Source organism: Serratia sp. Ae19-1 (genome assembly GCF_059801225.1).
On the sequence record NZ_JBCHWD010000004.1, the window covers coordinates 24195 to 39607 of the forward strand.

General features: G+C 59.4%; 15 protein-coding genes, 2 tRNA genes and 2 other RNA genes. 7 read left to right on the plus strand and 12 right to left on the minus strand.

All coding sequences use genetic code 11. The annotated features are described in order from the left end of the window. Positions 1–68 precede the first annotated feature (68 nt). The 3 genes from pncA to sppA form a co-directional block, all read right to left on the minus strand. Positions 69–701, minus strand: a complete 633-nt coding sequence (gene pncA / locus AAIE04_RS12865) for a bifunctional nicotinamidase/pyrazinamidase (RefSeq protein WP_498577078.1) — start codon at positions 699–701, stop codon at positions 69–71. 22 nt (positions 702–723) lie between these two features. Continuing rightward, positions 724–1740 carry an asparaginase gene (gene ansA / locus AAIE04_RS12870; RefSeq protein WP_025159798.1) on the minus strand — a complete coding sequence of 339 codons (1017 nt, stop codon included), beginning with the start codon at positions 1738–1740 and terminating at the stop codon, positions 724–726. Between the two features lie 93 nt (positions 1741–1833). Next, complete coding sequence (gene sppA / locus AAIE04_RS12875; protein WP_019452760.1) at positions 1834–3690, minus strand: signal peptide peptidase SppA; 1857 nt, start codon at positions 3688–3690, stop codon at positions 1834–1836. A gap of 160 nt (positions 3691–3850) precedes the next feature. Between sppA and AAIE04_RS12880 the strand changes: the two genes are divergently transcribed. From AAIE04_RS12880 to AAIE04_RS12900, 5 genes are all read left to right on the plus strand, one after another. Next, positions 3851–4402, plus strand: a complete 552-nt coding sequence (locus AAIE04_RS12880; protein ID WP_019452759.1) for an NAD(P)H nitroreductase — start codon at positions 3851–3853, stop codon at positions 4400–4402. A gap of 158 nt (positions 4403–4560) precedes the next feature. Then, on the plus strand, positions 4561–5604 hold the full coding sequence (selD, locus tag AAIE04_RS12885; RefSeq protein ID WP_498577079.1) for a selenide, water dikinase SelD: 1044 nt from the start codon (positions 4561–4563) through the stop codon (positions 5602–5604). Beyond that, positions 5604–6722, plus strand: coding sequence for a tRNA 2-selenouridine(34) synthase MnmH (gene mnmH, locus AAIE04_RS12890; protein ID WP_498577080.1), 1119 nt, complete (start codon positions 5604–5606; stop codon positions 6720–6722). The genes selD and mnmH overlap by 1 nt, the downstream gene beginning before the upstream one ends. Next, a complete protein-coding gene (locus AAIE04_RS12895) occupies positions 6722–8647 on the plus strand; it encodes a DNA topoisomerase III (protein WP_498577081.1) in 1926 nt (641 codons plus the stop codon). The genes mnmH and AAIE04_RS12895 overlap by 1 nt, the downstream gene beginning before the upstream one ends. After that, on the plus strand, positions 8644–8940 hold the full coding sequence (locus tag AAIE04_RS12900; protein ID WP_498577082.1) for a DUF1496 domain-containing protein: 297 nt from the start codon (positions 8644–8646) through the stop codon (positions 8938–8940). The genes AAIE04_RS12895 and AAIE04_RS12900 overlap by 4 nt, the downstream gene beginning before the upstream one ends. A 21-nt stretch (positions 8941–8961) precedes the next feature. On the opposite strand, the gene AAIE04_RS12905 is transcribed toward AAIE04_RS12900, so the two are convergent. The 9 genes from AAIE04_RS12905 to AAIE04_RS12945 all read right to left on the minus strand — a co-directional run bounded on the left by AAIE04_RS12905 (position 8962) and on the right by AAIE04_RS12945 (position 13262). Next, positions 8962–9363: a pyrimidine (deoxy)nucleoside triphosphate diphosphatase gene (locus AAIE04_RS12905; RefSeq protein WP_498056319.1), complete on the minus strand. Its 402-nt coding sequence runs from the start codon at positions 9361–9363 to the stop codon at positions 8962–8964. Between the two features lie 43 nt (positions 9364–9406). Further along, positions 9407–10213: an exodeoxyribonuclease III gene (xthA, locus tag AAIE04_RS12910; RefSeq protein WP_019452753.1), complete on the minus strand. Its 807-nt coding sequence runs from the start codon at positions 10211–10213 to the stop codon at positions 9407–9409. Positions 10214–10313: 100 nt separating this feature from the next. Continuing rightward, positions 10314–10886, minus strand: coding sequence for an LOG family protein (locus AAIE04_RS12915; protein ID WP_019452752.1), 573 nt, complete (start codon positions 10884–10886; stop codon positions 10314–10316). Between the two features lie 112 nt (positions 10887–10998). Beyond that, positions 10999–11122: non-coding RNA, RtT sRNA (locus AAIE04_RS12920), on the minus strand. Positions 11123–11172: 50 nt separating this feature from the next. Continuing rightward, positions 11173–11299: non-coding RNA, RtT sRNA (locus AAIE04_RS12925), on the minus strand. 47 nt (positions 11300–11346) lie between these two features. After that, positions 11347–11431, minus strand: a tRNA-Tyr gene (locus AAIE04_RS12930). Positions 11432–11620: 189 nt separating this feature from the next. Then, positions 11621–11705: transfer RNA gene (locus AAIE04_RS12935), tRNA-Tyr, on the minus strand. Between the two features lie 176 nt (positions 11706–11881). Next, entirely contained in the window at positions 11882–12730 is an 849-nt protein-coding gene (gene purU / locus AAIE04_RS12940) for a formyltetrahydrofolate deformylase (protein WP_019452751.1), read from the minus strand. Positions 12731–12797: 67 nt separating this feature from the next. Then, positions 12798–13262 carry a YchJ family protein gene (locus AAIE04_RS12945; protein WP_074054044.1) on the minus strand — a complete coding sequence of 155 codons (465 nt, stop codon included), beginning with the start codon at positions 13260–13262 and terminating at the stop codon, positions 12798–12800. Positions 13263–13379: 117 nt separating this feature from the next. Here AAIE04_RS12945 and rssA point away from each other — a divergent pair, with 117 nt between their 5' ends. Together rssA and rssB are read left to right on the plus strand one after the other, a co-directional pair. After that, the gene (gene rssA / locus AAIE04_RS12950) at positions 13380–14282 is read left to right on the plus strand and encodes a patatin-like phospholipase RssA (RefSeq protein WP_019452749.1); all 903 of its coding nucleotides are present in this window, start codon (positions 13380–13382) and stop codon (positions 14280–14282) included. Positions 14283–14385: 103 nt separating this feature from the next. Then, a complete protein-coding gene (gene rssB / locus AAIE04_RS12955; protein ID WP_154746318.1) occupies positions 14386–15399 on the plus strand; it encodes a two-component system response regulator RssB in 1014 nt (337 codons plus the stop codon). The last annotated feature ends 14 nt before the right edge of the window (positions 15400–15413 follow it).

The window sequence follows — 15413 nt, forward strand, 5'->3', positions numbered from 1 at the left end:
CGGTATTGTGAGCGGCGTCGATATTTTCGCCGCCGCGCAAAAAGGGCGCCGATGGCACCCGAGAGGATTTAGCTGGCGAGGAACTGTGACAGGGTAACCAGTTGTGCGCCGGCGTGCGCCATGTCCTGCAGCGCCTTTTCGCTGTCGCCCGGCTGCAGATTAACGCCGCGGCAGCCGTCGACGATCACTTGCGTTGGATAGCCGGCAGCCAGCGCATCCAGCACGCTGAACTTCACGCAGTAATCGGTCGCCAGGCCCATGATCGCCAACTGTCGGACACCCTGCGATTGCAGCCAATCGTGCAGTTCGGTCTGCGCCCGGTGGCCGTTATCGAAGAACGCGCTGTAGCTGTCGATATCCGTATCCTGTCCTTTGCGAAAAACGGCATCGATGTGTTGCCGCTGCAACTGGGGATGAAAATCGGCGCCGTGGCTCCCTTGCACGCAGTGCACCGGCCACCACACCTGCGGCAGGCCTTCCAGCTCGCCGAGGGTACCGACCTGCGTATGGGAGTTCACCGCAAAGCTGCGGTGATTGGTCGGGTGCCAGTCCTGGCTGGCCACCACCGGCTCGCCGCGCGCCAAACAGGCGGCGATCGCCCGGTTGGCGACCGGAATGACGGCGTCGCCCTCCGTGACCGCCAGCGCGCCGCCGGGGCAGAAATCGTTTTGCAGATCGATCAACAACAAGGCCGTTTTCATCGCCACTCCCTAGGTCAGTGGATTAACCGTTGATGCTCAGTTCACCGCGCAGGTCTTGCTGCATCAGCGTGCGGATTTGTTCCGGCGTCAGCGGCTGACTCAACAGATAGTGCAGTTTGGTCAGTGCGGCCTCCACCGTCATGTCGAAACCGCTGATCACTCCGGCGTGCGCCAACGCGTTGCCGGTGGCGTAGCCTTCCATATTGACGCGCCCGGAGATGCACTGCGTCAGGTTGACCACCACGATGCCGCGTTCGGACGCCGCGCGCAACTCGTCGATCAGCTCGGCTTTCTGCGGCGCGTTGCCGACGCCGTAGGAGCGCAGGATCAGCGCTTTGACCGGCTGCAGCAGGAAGTTGCGCACCACCGCGCCGGAAATGCCCGGATAGATGGTGACCACGCCGATCGGCTGCGGCGTGATGTCGTGCACTTGCAACGCGCCGTCACACGCCGGACTGTCGATGCCGTGCTGGCGGCGAATATGGATGCCGGCTTCCAGCAGCGGCGGCAGATTGGGGGAAGCGAAGGCGTCGAAGCCGTCGGCGTGCGCTTTGGTGGTGCGGTTGCCGCGGAACAGCTTGTTGTTGAAGAACAGGCTGACTTCATTCACCGGATGGTTGGCCGCCAGATACAGTGCGTTCAGCAGATTGGTTTGGCCATCGGAACGCAGTTCCGCTAGGGGAATTTGCGAACCGGTGACGATCACCGGTTTGGCCAGGTTCTCCAGCATAAAGGAGAGCGCCGAGGCGGTGAACGCCATGGTGTCGGTGCCGTGCAGGATCACGAAGCCGTCGTAGCGGTCGTAGTTCTGTTTGATATCGTCGGCGATGTGTTGCCAGTCTTCCGGCGTCATGTCCGAAGAGTCGATGAGCGGCGCATATTCATGAATGGTGAAATCCGGCATCTCCGGCCGATGGAATTCGGGCATCAGCGCCAGCTGGCGCTGCAGGTGGCCGGAAACCGGGATATAGCCGTGATCGGAACGCTGCATGCCGATGGTGCCGCCGGTGTAGGCGACGTAAATGGATTTCTTTTGCATGGTCATGATTTTAACAAAGATAAGATGGGCTGAATTATAGGGGCATGGCGGCAGAAAAAAAGCCCGGCGATGGCCGGGCTGCAGAATTATTTGTTAGCGGACTTCTCCGCAGGTCAGGCAGATCGCATAGCGGTTTTGCGGATCGTTCAGGTTATTGAACAAGCCCGGCTGTTCTTTCACCGCGTTGGCGACCGACGCCAGCGGGGCGGGCAGCATGGCCTGAATCGCCGCCGGCAGCATGCCGTGAATGGAAACGCCGAACTGGCTGAGCACCATATCGCTCAGGCTTGGGGTGTCGACGAACCAGTCGAGCTGCCACTGTTGCAGTTTCGCCAGCTCGGCGGCTTTCTTCACCGCGTCGTCGAAATCACCTAACTGATCGACCAGGCCGTTGGCCTTGGCGTCGCTGCCGAGCCACACGTGGCCTTGCGCGATTTGGTCAACCTGTTGCGGGGTCATCTTGCGCGATTTGGCGACCAGATCGAGGAAGTTCTTATACCCGTTTTCGATGTTCAGCTGCATCATCTGCGAGAACTCCTGCGGCAGCGCCTTGGTGACCGCGATGTCGGCCAGCGGCGAGGTCGCCACGCCGTCGGTGTGCACGCCCAACGTATCAAGGGTTTTCTCGTAGGTGTTGATGATGCCGAAAATGCCGATGGAGCCGGTCAGCGTGCTCGGGCTGGCGATGATGTAGTCGGCCGGCGTCGAGACCCAGTAGCCGCCCGATGCGGCCATGCCGCCCATGGAAACCACCACCGGCTTGCCGGCGGCGCGCACGGCGGCAAGCTCGGAGCGGATCACTTCGGACGCGCTGACGCTGCCGCCAGGGCTGTTGACGCGGAACACCACGGCCTTGATGGCCGGATCCAGGCGCGCCTGACGCAGTTCGGCGGCGGTGGTGTCGCCACCGACGTTGCCCGGCGTCTGCGGGCCGTCCATGATGGCGCCGTTGGCGAACACTACGGCGATCTTGCCGCCCTGGTTGGCATCCGGTTTCGGCTGGTAATCATAGATGCTGATGGCGTTGAAATCGTTCGCCTGTTTGTCCCAGCCAAAGGTTTTGACCAGCTGATTTTCGATCGCGGTGCGCGACGCCAGCTCATCCACCAGCTTATTGTCCAGCGCATAGCGGGCGGTATCGCCACCGGCAGCCTGCAGGCCGCTCAACACGCCGGCCGCGCCCGGGAACAGCTGCTGCGGCGTCAGTTGACGGTTGGCTGCCACGGTCTCCAGGTAATTCTGCCACAGGCCGCCAATCCAACGGCTGTCCGCTTCACGCGCCGCCGGCGACATATCGTCGCGGATCAGCGGTTCTACCGCCGATTTATAGGTGCCGACGCGGAAGATATTGGTGGTGACCTTAAGCATGTCCAGCAACGACTTGTAGTACAGGTTGTTGGTGGCAAAGCCGTGCAGATCGACCGCGCCCTGCGGCGACAGGTAGACCTTGTTGGCGTAGCTGGCCAGGTAGTACTGCGTCTGGTTGTAGCTGTCGCCGATGGCGAAGATCGGTTTGCCGCTGTCGCGGAATTCGCGCAGCGCCTTGCCGATATAACGTAGCGACGGCTGATCGGCGCCGGCGAAGTCATTCAGCTGCAACACCATGCCGGTAATGTTTTTGTCGTCTTTGGCCTTGCGGATGCTGTCCACCACGTCGAACAGCGAATTCTCCTGCAGACGACTGCTGGAGGCGCCCAAGAGTTCGCGGCCCCATTGCCGTACCCGGTTGTTGACCGAAGGCTGATCGACCACTACGCCGCTTAAATCGACCAGCAGTGCGCCGCGCGCCGGAGCCGTCGAGGTGGAAGAACTTTGGAAGGATAGATAGATGCCGACCCCAACCAGGATCAGCAATACCAGGAACAGGTTAAGGATCAGTTCCCTGATAAAATTCAGCAGACGCCATGTCCACCGGAAAATGCCGGCAATAATTTGCCACAATGTGCGCATGTGCTCTCCAACAAGAGTCGAGAATGTTCCGCTATCCTAATGAGCGGCCGGGTAAATGTCAGCTTTAAATCGTGGCACACGGACGCTATCGCCGAGGCTGTAACTCGTCGTTTAGCTATGTTAACGTGGCCGGAATGAAAATTGTTATCAGGAGTTTACGATGGATGCTCTGGATCTTTTATTGAATCGCCGCTCGGCTTCGCGCCTGGCGGAACCGGCGCCGGCGGGGGAAGTGCGCCAAAATATCATCAACGCGGGCCTGCGTGCGCCCGATCACGGCGCGCTGCAGCCGTGGCGTTTCGTGATGATCGAGAATCAGGGTCTGGAGCGTTTCAGCCAGCTGCTACAGGCGGCGGCGAAGCAGGATCAACTGGACGACGCGGCGATCGAGAAGGCCACTAAAGCGCCGTTCCGCGCGCCGCTGATCATCACCGTCATCGCGCACTGCACCGAAGAGACCAAGGTGCCGCGCTGGGAGCAGGTGGTTTCCGCCGGTTGCGCGGTGCAGGCGATGCAGATGGCGGCGCTGGCGCAGGGCTTTAACGGTATCTGGCGCACCGGCGCCTGGACCGAGCATGCGCTGGTGCGCGAAGCCTTCGGCTGCCGCGAGCAGGACGAGATCGTCGGCTTCCTCTATCTGGGTACGCCGCAGCTGAAGGCCGCCACCAAGGTGACGCCGCCGGACAGCGCGCCTTTCGTCAGCTATTTCTGAGTTTGTTCCCCGCGGGGCGCGGTGAAAATGCGCCAAACCCCGCAAAATTGCATGGTTTCTGAGCAGGCCGTTCGCTTATCGGCGGCCCGCTCTTATCAATCCCCTCGGCAAGCGCTACCCTATGTTATCTTGAGTGCCGTTATCGAAGGGAGTGGACTATGACATCGCCAGCGATCCGTTTAACCCAGTACAGCCATGGCGCTGGCTGCGGCTGCAAAATCTCACCGAAAGTTCTCGAAACCATCTTGCACAGCGAGCGGGAAAAATTTGTCGATCCGCGCCTGCTGGTCGGCAATGAAACCCGCGACGACGCGGCGGTGTACGACATCGGCAACGGCGTCGGCATCATCAGCACCACCGACTTCTTCATGCCGATCGTCGACGATCCGTTCGATTTCGGCCGCATCGCCGCCGCTAACGCCATCAGCGACGTATACGCCATGGGCGGTAAACCGATCATGGCGATTGCCATTCTCGGCTGGCCGATCGCCAAACTGCCGCCGGAGGTGGCGCAGCAAGTGATCGACGGCGGCCGTTTCGCCTGCCAGCAGGCGGGGATCGCGCTGGCCGGCGGCCACTCCATCGATGCGCCGGAGCCCATTTTCGGCCTGGCGGTCACCGGCGTGGTCAATACCGAGCGGGTGAAGAAAAACAGCGCCGCACAGGCCGGGGCGAAACTCTATCTGACTAAACCGCTCGGCATCGGCGTGCTGACGACCGCCGAAAAACAAAGCAAGCTGCGCCCGGCGCATCAGGGCCTGGCGACGGAGGTGATGTGCCGCCTGAATAAACCGGGCGCCGACTTTGCCGAAGTGGCGGGCGTCACGGCGATGACCGACATCACCGGCTTTGGCCTGTTGGGCCACCTGAGCGAAGTTTGTCAGGGCTCCGGTCTGCAGGCGACGGTCTGGTTCGATCGGGTGCCGAAACTGCCGGACGTCGAGGCGTACATCGCCGAGGGCTGCGTGCCGGGCGGCACCGGGCGCAACTTCGACAGCTACGGCCATCTGGTGGGTGGGATGAGCGATCTGCAGCGCCAGCTGCTGTGCGATCCGCAGACCTCCGGCGGCCTGCTGTTGGCGGTGCTGCCTGAGGCGGAAGCGCAGGTGTTGGCGATTGCCGAGCAGCATGGCATCACGCTCAACGCCATCGGCGAGTTGCATGCGGCCTCGGCCGGTAAGCCGCTGATCGAGGTCGAGTAGTGTCCAACGTGCAAGGAAGGCCGGACAGCGACGATTACCCACGCATTTTCCTGCAGGACGTGCCGCTGATTGACGTGCGTGCGCCGATTGAATTCCAGCAGGGCGCCTTCGCCCAGGCGCTGAATTTGCCGCTGATGGTCGACAGCGAGCGGCAGGCGGTCGGTACCTGCTATAAGCAGCATGGCCAGCAAGCAGCGATTGCGCTCGGCCACAGTCTGGTGAACGGCAAACTGCGCGAACAGCGCACTACCGCCTGGCTGACGGCCTGCGCAGAGCGGCCCGCAGGCTATATTTACTGTTTCCGCGGCGGGCTGCGCTCGCAACTGGTGCAGCAATGGTTGCATGAGGCCGGCGTGGACTACCCGCGCATCGTCGGCGGCTACAAGGCGCTGCGCAATTATCTGCTCGGCGTGCTGGCGCAAAGCGCCGAGCTGCCGATGGCCCTGGTCGGCGGCAATACCGGCAGTGGCAAGACGCTGCTGGTCAACGAACTGGCCGACGGCGTCGATCTGGAAGGCGCGGCGCGCCATCGCGGTTCATCTTTTGGCCGAACGTTGGCGGGCCAGAGCTCGCAGATCGATTTTGAGAATCGTCTGGCTGTGTTATTGCTGAAAAAACAGCATGGTGGCAGCCGCCGTTGGGTGCTGGAAGACGAAGGGCGGATCATCGGCAGCAACAATCTGCCGTTGCCGTTGTTCAATGGCATGCAGCAGGCGCCGGTAGCGGTGATCGACGATCCGTTCGACATTCGCCTGGCGCGCCTGCAGGCGGAATATATCGACGGCATGCGCGAACAGTTCGAACAAACCTATGGCGCAGAAGAGGGTTGGCGGCAATACGACGACTATTTGCACCATGGCCTGTTCGCCATACGCCGTCGTCTGGGGCTGGAGCGCTTCCAGCAGTTGACGCTGCGACTCGAAGCGGCGTTGCGGATACAGCGCCTCAGCGGCCAGGGCGACGCGCACCGCGAATGGTTGGCGCCCCTGTTGCAGCAGTACTACGATCCGATGTATTGCTATCAGTTGGAAAAGAAAGCCCAGCGGATCGTCTTCCGCGGGAACTATGCAGAAGTAAGAGAATTCTTGATGACGTTCAGCCAGAAAAACGGTGAATAATGCGACTGTTCATAGCCGAGAAACCGAGTTTGGCGCGCGCCATTGCCGACGTATTGCCCAAGCCGCATCGCCGCGGCGACGGTTATATCGCCTGCGGCAACAACGATGTGGTGACCTGGTGCGTCGGTCACCTGTTGGAGCAGGCCCAGCCTGACGCCTATGACAGCCGCTATGCGCGTTGGTCGTTGGCGGATCTGCCGATCATTCCTGAAAAATGGCGATTGCAGCCGCGCCCTTCGGTCAGCAAACAGCTCAATGCGATTAAAAAGTTGCTGCTCGAAGCCGATGAAGTGGTGCACGCCGGAGACCCGGACCGCGAAGGGCAGTTGCTGGTGGATGAGGTGCTGGACTATCTGGATTTGACGGCAGAAAAGCGCCAGAACGTGCGCCGCTGTCTGATCAACGATCTCAACCCGCAGGCGGTGGAGCGTGCTCTCGAACGCCTGCGCGACAACCGTGATTTCATTCCACTGTGCGTGTCTGCGCTGGCGCGTTCGCGCGCCGACTGGCTCTATGGCATCAATATGACCCGCGCCTATACGCTGCTGGGCCGCAATGCCGGTTACGACGGCGTGCTGTCGGTGGGCAGGGTGCAGACGCCGGTGCTGGGGTTGGTGGTGCGGCGCGACGAAGAGATAGAAAACTTTGTGCCGAAAGACTTCTTCGAGGTCAAAGCGCACATCGTCACGCCGAAAGAAGAGCGCTTTGTGGCGCTGTGGCAGCCCAGCGAATCTTGCGAGCCTTATCAGGATGAAGAGGGGCGTTTGCTGCATCGGCCGTTGGCGGAGCACGTGGTTAAGCGCATCGAAGGCCAACCGGCCCTGGTCACCGCCTATAATGATAAACGGGAATCAGATACCGCACCGCTGCCATTTTCGCTCTCTACGCTGCAAATCGAAGCGGCCCGGCGTTATAACCTCAGTGCGCAGCAGGTGCTGGATGTTTGCCAGCGGCTGTATGAAACCCACAAATTGCTCACCTATCCGCGTTCCGACTGCCGTTACTTGCCGGAAGAGCATTTCGCCGGCCGTCACGCGGTGCTAAACGCAATCAGCGTACATCAACCTGAGCTGTACCCGCAGCCGGTGATCGACAGCGATCGCCGCAACCGCTGCTGGGACGATAAAAAGGTCGATGCCCACCACGCCATTATTCCCACCGCCCGCGCCGGCAAGGTCAACCTGACGCAGGATGAGCGGAACGTGTATGGGCTGGTGGCACGTCAGTACCTGATGCAGTTTTGTCCGGATGCGGTATTCCGCAAATGCGTGATCGAGCTGGATATCGCCGGCGGCAAATTTATCGCCAAGGCGCGTTTCCTGGCGGAAGCCGGCTGGCGTACGCTGTTGGGCAGCAAGGAGCGCGACGAGGAAAACGAAGGTGCGCCGCTGCCGGTGGTGGCTAAAGATGATGAGCTGCTGTGCGAGCGCGGTGAAGTGGTGGAACGCCAGACCCAGCCCCCACGGCCGTTTACCGACGCCAGCCTGCTGTCGGCCATGACCGGCATCGCGCGGTTCGTACAAGATAAAGCGCTAAAGAAAATCCTGCGAGCGACCGATGGTTTAGGGACGGAAGCGACGCGAGCGGGGATCATCGAATTACTGTTCAAGCGGGCGTTTCTGTACAAGAAGGGGCGCTATATTCACTCCAGCGAAACCGGGCGCGCGTTGATTCACTCGCTGCCGGATCTTGCTGCTCGTCCTGATATGACGGCCAACTGGGAGGCTACGCTGACGCAAATCAGCGAGAAATCCTGCCGTTATCAGGACTTTATGCAGCCGTTGGTCGGCACGCTGCAAGAGCTGATTTATCAGGCCAAGCAGAGCCGGGCGAGCATGGCGTTTCGTGGATTGCCACCGCCGCCTGCCAGCGGGGGCAAAAAACGCAGAAAAAGCGCCGGTAAGGCGCAGGAGAAGAGTGAATGAAGCACGGACTCATGGGATTGCTGGCCGCCGCTGCGCTGGCGTTTTCCGGCCAGGCCGCCGCCAACCGTGGCGATGTGGACGTGGTGTTGCCGGTCTCTCCAGAGATCTGGGGTACGGCGAAAAACGGCGTCAATCCGCCGCCGGCGCAGCCCTGCAACCGTTGCTGCGTCTACCAGAATCAAAACTATTCCGAAGGCGCGGTGCTCAAAGTGGAGGGGGAAGTGTTGCAGTGCGTGCGTGAGCCCAACACCATCGGCACCAACCCCTTGATCTGGGTGCACCTGAAGAAGTGACGATGTAACCTATTGCCGCGCTCAGCGTGCATCGCTTTGCGCGGCGATATAGTCCGCCAGCAGTGGAACGTCGGCGGGTGCCAGGGCGAATTCCTGCGCTTGTTGCGGCGTGACCCAGACCAGCGCCGAGTGGCAACGCTGTTGCAGTTCGCCGGAGAAATCCACGACTCGCCAGGCGTGCAGCCGGATGACGCGTTCGCCTTGCTGCCATTGATTGCTGCCCACATAGGCGTCGACACGGGCGCAAATCCCCAATTCTTCATCCAGCTCGCGCGCCAGCGCCTCTGGCTGGCTCTCGCCCGGCTCAACCTTGCCGCCGGGAAACTCCCACAGACCGGCCTGATCGCTGCCTGGGCCGCGCTGGGCCAGCAAAATGCGGCCGTTCTGTTCCAAAATAGCGGCTACCACGTCGATAATTTTCATTGGCTTCACAAAGTAAAACCCCGGCGAGCGCCGGGGTGATGGGTTACAGCGTAAATTCCGCCCAAACCGGCGCGTGGTCGGAAGGTTTCTCCATGCCGCGGGTTTGATAGTCGATACCAGTGGCGATGCAGCGCGAAGCCAGCGGGGTGCTGGCCAGCAGCAGATCGATGCGCAGGCCGCGGTTATCGTCGAAGCCTTTTGAGCGATAGTCGAACCACGAAAACTCGTCATTGCGCTCCGGGTTGGCGTGGCGATAGGTGTCCACCAGGCCCCAGTTCAGCAGGCGATCCATCCATGCGCGCTCTTCCGGCAGGAAGGAGCACTTACCGGTACGCAGCCAGCGTTTACGGCTGTCTTCGCCGATGCCGATGTCATAATCGCTGGGGCTGATGTTCATGTCGCCCATGATCAACACCGGGGATTCCGCCGACAGCTGTTGCTCCAGGTAGTTTTGCAGGTCCTGATAGAAACGCGTCTTAGCCGGGAACTTGATCGGGTGGTCGCGGCTTTCTCCCTGTGGGAAGTAGCCGTTGATCACCGTCAGCGTACCCTGCGGGGTCGCCAGATCGGCCATGATGATGCGACGCTGCGCGTCTTCTTCATCGGTCGGGAAGCCGCGGCGTACAGCCAACGGTTCCGCTTTGGTCAGCAGCGCCACGCCGTAATGGCCTTTTTGCCCGTGATAGAACACGTGGTAGCCGTGCTGGCTGACTTCTTCCAGCGGGAACATGTCGTCGTGAACTTTGGTTTCCTGCAGACCGATCACGTCGGGCTGGTGCTGCTCGATAATTGCCGCCAGCTGGTGCGGACGCGCGCGCAGTCCATTGATATTAAAAGAGACAAACTTCATGAGCGGTGCCGTTTTCACGAGAAAAATGTGCTGTGATAGTAGCAGAGTTTGGCGGGAAATGTAACGCAGACAGCGGCGGGCCCGCTGACTGCGCAGCCGGTTATTTCGCCCAGCGGTCGTAATTTTTAGGCTGATAGTCGTCAAACTGTTGCAGCAGCGTTTGCGCCGATTCGCTGATGTGCAGCGTACCGAGATAGTCGTGACGCATGAAGCCCTGATCGGCGACATGTTCGAGGAACTGGCTCAGTGGGCGGTAGAACCCGTTAACGTTGAGCAGGCCGACCGGTTTGTTGTGATAGCCGATCTGTCCCCAGGTCCAGATTTCAAACAGCTCTTCCAGCGTGCCGATGCCGCCGGGCAGGGCGATAAAACCGTCCGCCAGCGCCGCCATACGGGCTTTGCGCGTATGCATGTCAGGCACCACTTCCAACTCGGTCAGGCCGCGATGCGCCGTTTCCGCTTCAACCAGGCGCTCAGGGATAATGCCGACAGCTTCACCGCCTGCGGCCAGCACGGCGTCCGCCACGATGCCCATCAACCCTTTTTTGCCGCCGCCGTAGATCAACCGGCGCCCCTGTCCGGCCAGCAGTTGCCCCAGTTGACGGGCCTGCTCGGCATAAGCGGGGTTGACGCCTTCGCTGGCGCCACAAAAAACGCAAATATTGTTTCGCATCCACCTGTCCCTTACTGCACTAAAGAAGCCAGTGGTATAGCGAATTGTCGGCCGGAGTTCAAGTTACTGCTGGGAGTGTGGAGATAAAACATCAAGGAGAAAGCGGCGATAAAGGGAGATAAATTGAGTTTATTGATACGAGAGCTATTCACCCTGCGGGCCGCGCTGAAGCGCGTTGTCTCACTGCGTGAGACTCGAACCTTGTCGAAGCTTCTCATCCTTCCCCAGTACGGAGCATTATGGATGCGATGTGCTTTAAGTGGGTTTTGGAGTTTTTTGCAAGGGATGGTGGTGGGGGAAGGATGATTCGTCGCTGCGCGACTCACCCTGCGGGCCGCGCTGAAGCGTGTTGTCTCACTGCGTGAGACTCGAACCTTGTCGAAGCTTCTCATCCTTCCCCGGTACGGAGCATTATGGATGCGATGTGCTTTAAGTGGGTTTTGGAGTTTTGTGCAAGGAATGGTGGTGGGGGAAGGATTCGAACCTTCGAAGTCAGTGACGGCAGATTTACAGTCTGCTCCCTTTGGCCGCTCGGGAACCCCACCATGATATTCATGGATTTACTGATTTTTTAAGGAATGGGCTAAATTCCTGTTGTGTGCTTCTAAGGATTACCGCGCTAAAGCGCGTTGTCTCGCTGCGCTCGGCTCGAATCTTGTCGAAGCTTCTCATCCTCCCCCTCGGCGTTTAATGAGATTTCAGCTTTCGCTTCAAGTTCATCAACAAAGAGAAGATGGTGGTGGGGGAAGGATTCGAACCTTCGAAGTCAGTGACGGCAGATTTACAGTCTGCTCCCTTTGGCCGCTCGGGAACCCCACCATATTACATGGCTATTTAACTGGCCTTGCTTGCGAGAGCGCTGTCTCGGTAAGCGGGGCGCATCATATCAAATGAAGCGGATGTGTAAAGCATTGAAATGCAGAAAATGAATCGTTTGCCGTTTTTTTATTCTTGGCGGTGCATCCCTGAACGAAATGCACCGATTTATTGAGCGATTACAGAATAACGGTGCGATTGCCGTAGACGAAGACACGCTGCGCCAGTACCTGGTACAGCGCGCGGCTGAGCACATTTTTCTCAACGTCGCGGCCGGCGCGCATCATATCCTCGGCGGAGTAGGTGTGATCGACGTGGATCACGTCCTGCATGATGATTGGGCCTTCGTCGAGATTGTCGTTAACGTAGTGGGCGGTGGCGCCGATGATTTTCACGCCGCGCTCGTAGGCCTGGTGATAAGGACGCGCGCCGATAAACGCCGGCAGGAACGAATGGTGAATGTTGATCACCTGATTCGGATAATGTTGTACGAAGGCCGGCGTCAGTACGCGCATATATTTGGCCAGCACTACATAATCCGGCTGATATTGATCGATCCTGGCCGTCATTTCGCGGTCGTGCTGTTCGCGCGTCAGGCCTTCGTGGCTCACCAGGTGGAAAGGAATGTCGAAACGCTCCACCAGCGATTGCAAGGTGTCGTGGTTGCCGATCACGGCGGCGATTTCAACGTCGAGACCGCCATAGGCGCTTTTCATCAACAGATCGCCCAGGCAGTGGGCCTCTTTGGTGACCAGCACCACGATGCGCCGGCGTCCGGTGCTGTGCAGCTCGCGCAGTGAACCTTCCGGCAGCGCGCTGTCCAGATCGGCCAGCAGCGTGTTGTCGTTGAAAATGCCTTCCAGCTCGGTGCGCATGAAGAAACGCCCGGTGCGGTGATCGACGAACTCATTGTTCTGGACGATATTGAGTTCGTGCTTGTAACAAATGTTGGTGATCTTGGCGATCAGCCCTTTGGCGTCCGGGCAGATGGTGCGTAACACTTTCCGTTGTACATTTTGGTGTGGCATGAGCTTGGGGATCCTGTCTGAACTGAATGGCCTGTCTGCGTAGGCATAAACGTGAAGCGCCGGCCGGCTAGCGCCCGCAGCACTTCTTATATTTTTTCCCAGAGCCGCAGGGGCAAATTGCATTTCTGCCGGGCTGGGGTTGGGTACCGTCGATATAATACCAACGTTGATCGCGGCGAAGGAAGCGTGAGCGCTCATGCATCGCCTTAGGGGTACCGCTGTCACCGTCGGTAAAACGGGCGATGAATTCGACGAAGCCCTCATCCGCTTCATGGCCGGCTTTCTCTTCCACGATCGTCAGGCCCAGCCATTCGGTGTTTTTAAAACTGTCGACGATGGCATTGCGCCACGCTTCGGCGCCGCAATCGGGGTGCCAGGTGGCGATCAGATAGTCGACGTTATGATTAACGTAGGCGGTGAAGCGTGAACGCATCAGCTGACCCGGGGTCGGCGCCGGCTGGCTGCCATTGATAAAAGGGGCGCAGCACGCGTTGTAGGTCAGTCCGCTGCCGCATGGGCATGATTCGGGCAAAATAACTCCTGAAAGACGAGGCAGAAAATGAATTTAGCGCATATGTTACCTAACAATATTCGTTGGTGACAATCTACCCTGAAAGCAGAGGCAACCCTTTACCGAGAGGATGGCGCTATGCGGCAAATCAAGATCGGACTGGCGCTGGGGGCAGGCTCGGCCAAAGGCTGGGCCCACATCGGCGTGATTAATGCGTTAAAGAAACTGGGGATTGAGGTCGATATCGTTGCGGGTTGCTCTGTCGGTGCGCTGGTGGGCGCGGCGTTCGCCAGCCACCGTTTGCCGGCGATGGAGCAGTGGGTGCGGTCGTTCAGCTATTGGGACGTGATCCGGTTGATGGATTTTTCCTGGCAGCGCGGCGGTTTGCTGCGCGGCGAACGCGTATTTAATGCCGTCGGGCAGCTGTTGAAGATCAATGACATCGCCGAGTGTGCGCTGAAGTTCGGCGCCGTGACGACCAACCTCAGCACCGGCCGCGAACTGTGGCTGACCGAGGGCGATATTCATCAGGCGGTGCGCGCTTCTTGCAGCATGCCCGGCCTGTTGGCGCCGGTGTGGGCCGACGGCTATTGGCTGGTAGATGGCGCGGTGGTGAATCCGGTACCGGTGTCGCTCTGCCGGGCGCTCGGCGCCGACATCGTCATCGCTGTCGATCTGCAGCATGACGCGCATCTGATGCAGCAGGATCTGTTCTCGGTACGCGGTGAGGACCAAAGTGCGGATGATGCCCCCGCAGGCAATTGGCGCGGGCGTCTGCGAGAGCGGGTTGGCAGAATGCGGCAGCGCAAACCGACGACGGCGCCGACGGCGATGGAGATTATGGGCACGTCGATTCAAATGTTGGAAAATCGTTTGAAACGCACGCGGATGGCGAGCGATCCGCCGGACGTCTTGATCCAACCTTTCTGTCCGCAGATTTCGACGTTGGATTTCCATCGCGCCGAAGAGGCGATCGAGGCGGGGCTGCTGGCGGTGGAAAAACAACTGGATCGGTTGTTGCCGTTGATAAAAAATAGATAATTCTCGGTTCTCGGTTGGCAATGCACGGTCGGTCTGTTTCAGACGAGCATAAGTGACCTTTTTGAGCCACTATTACACTATGGAAAGGGACGAGGCTCGGCTGATGGCATTACCACTCACTCACAAGCGCATCTTGATCGTGGAGGACGAACAGGTTTTTCGTTCCGTGCTGGTCGGGTACTTGACCTCGCTGGGCGCAGAAACCGGCGAAGCGACCAACGGTTTACAGGCGCTGAGTGCCGTGGATGATTTCAAGCCGGATCTGATTCTGTGCGATCTCGCGATGCCGGAAATGGGCGGCATTGAATTTGTCGAGCACCTGCGCCTGCAGGGGGGGCAGATCCCGGTGCTGGTGATCTCGGCGACCGACAAGATGGCTGACATCGCCAAGGTATTGCGGCTGGGCGTGCAGGATGTGTTGCTGAAGCCGCTGACCGATCTGAATCGCCTGCGTGAAGCGGTGCTGGCGTGTTTATATCCCAATATGTTCACCTCCCAGGCCATTGAAGAGGTCGAGCTGTTTCAAGATTGGGATGCGTTGAGCAAAAATCCTTCCGAAGCGATTAAATTGCTTAAACAGCTGCAGCCGCCGGTACAACAGACCATTGCGCATTGCCGGATCAATTATCGGCAGTTGACCACGGGAGAGAATCCCGGCCTGGTATTGGATATCGCAGCGCTGTCAGAAAAGGATCTGGCGTTCTATTGTCTGGACGTCACCCGCGCCGGCGATAATGGCGTATTGGCGGCGTTGCTGTTGCGCGCATTATTTAATGGATTGCTGCAAGACCATCTGGCTAATCAACAACATCGCTTGCCGCAAATGTCGGCATTGTTAAAGCAGGTTAATCAATTATTGCGACAGGGGAAATTGGAGGGGCAATTCCCCCTGTTGCTGGGATATTATCACGCCGAAAATAAAAACCTGATTCTGGTTTCCGCCGGGCTGCACGCCAACGTCAATACCGGCGACAATCAAATTCAGCTGAGCAACGGCGTGCCGCTGGGTACGCTGGGCGCCACCTACATGAATCAGATCAGCCAACGCTGCACTGCCTGGCAATGTCAGGTATGGGGGAGCGGGGGCCGATTGCGGCTGATGCTCAGCGCTGAATAATCGGTGCCGAGTGG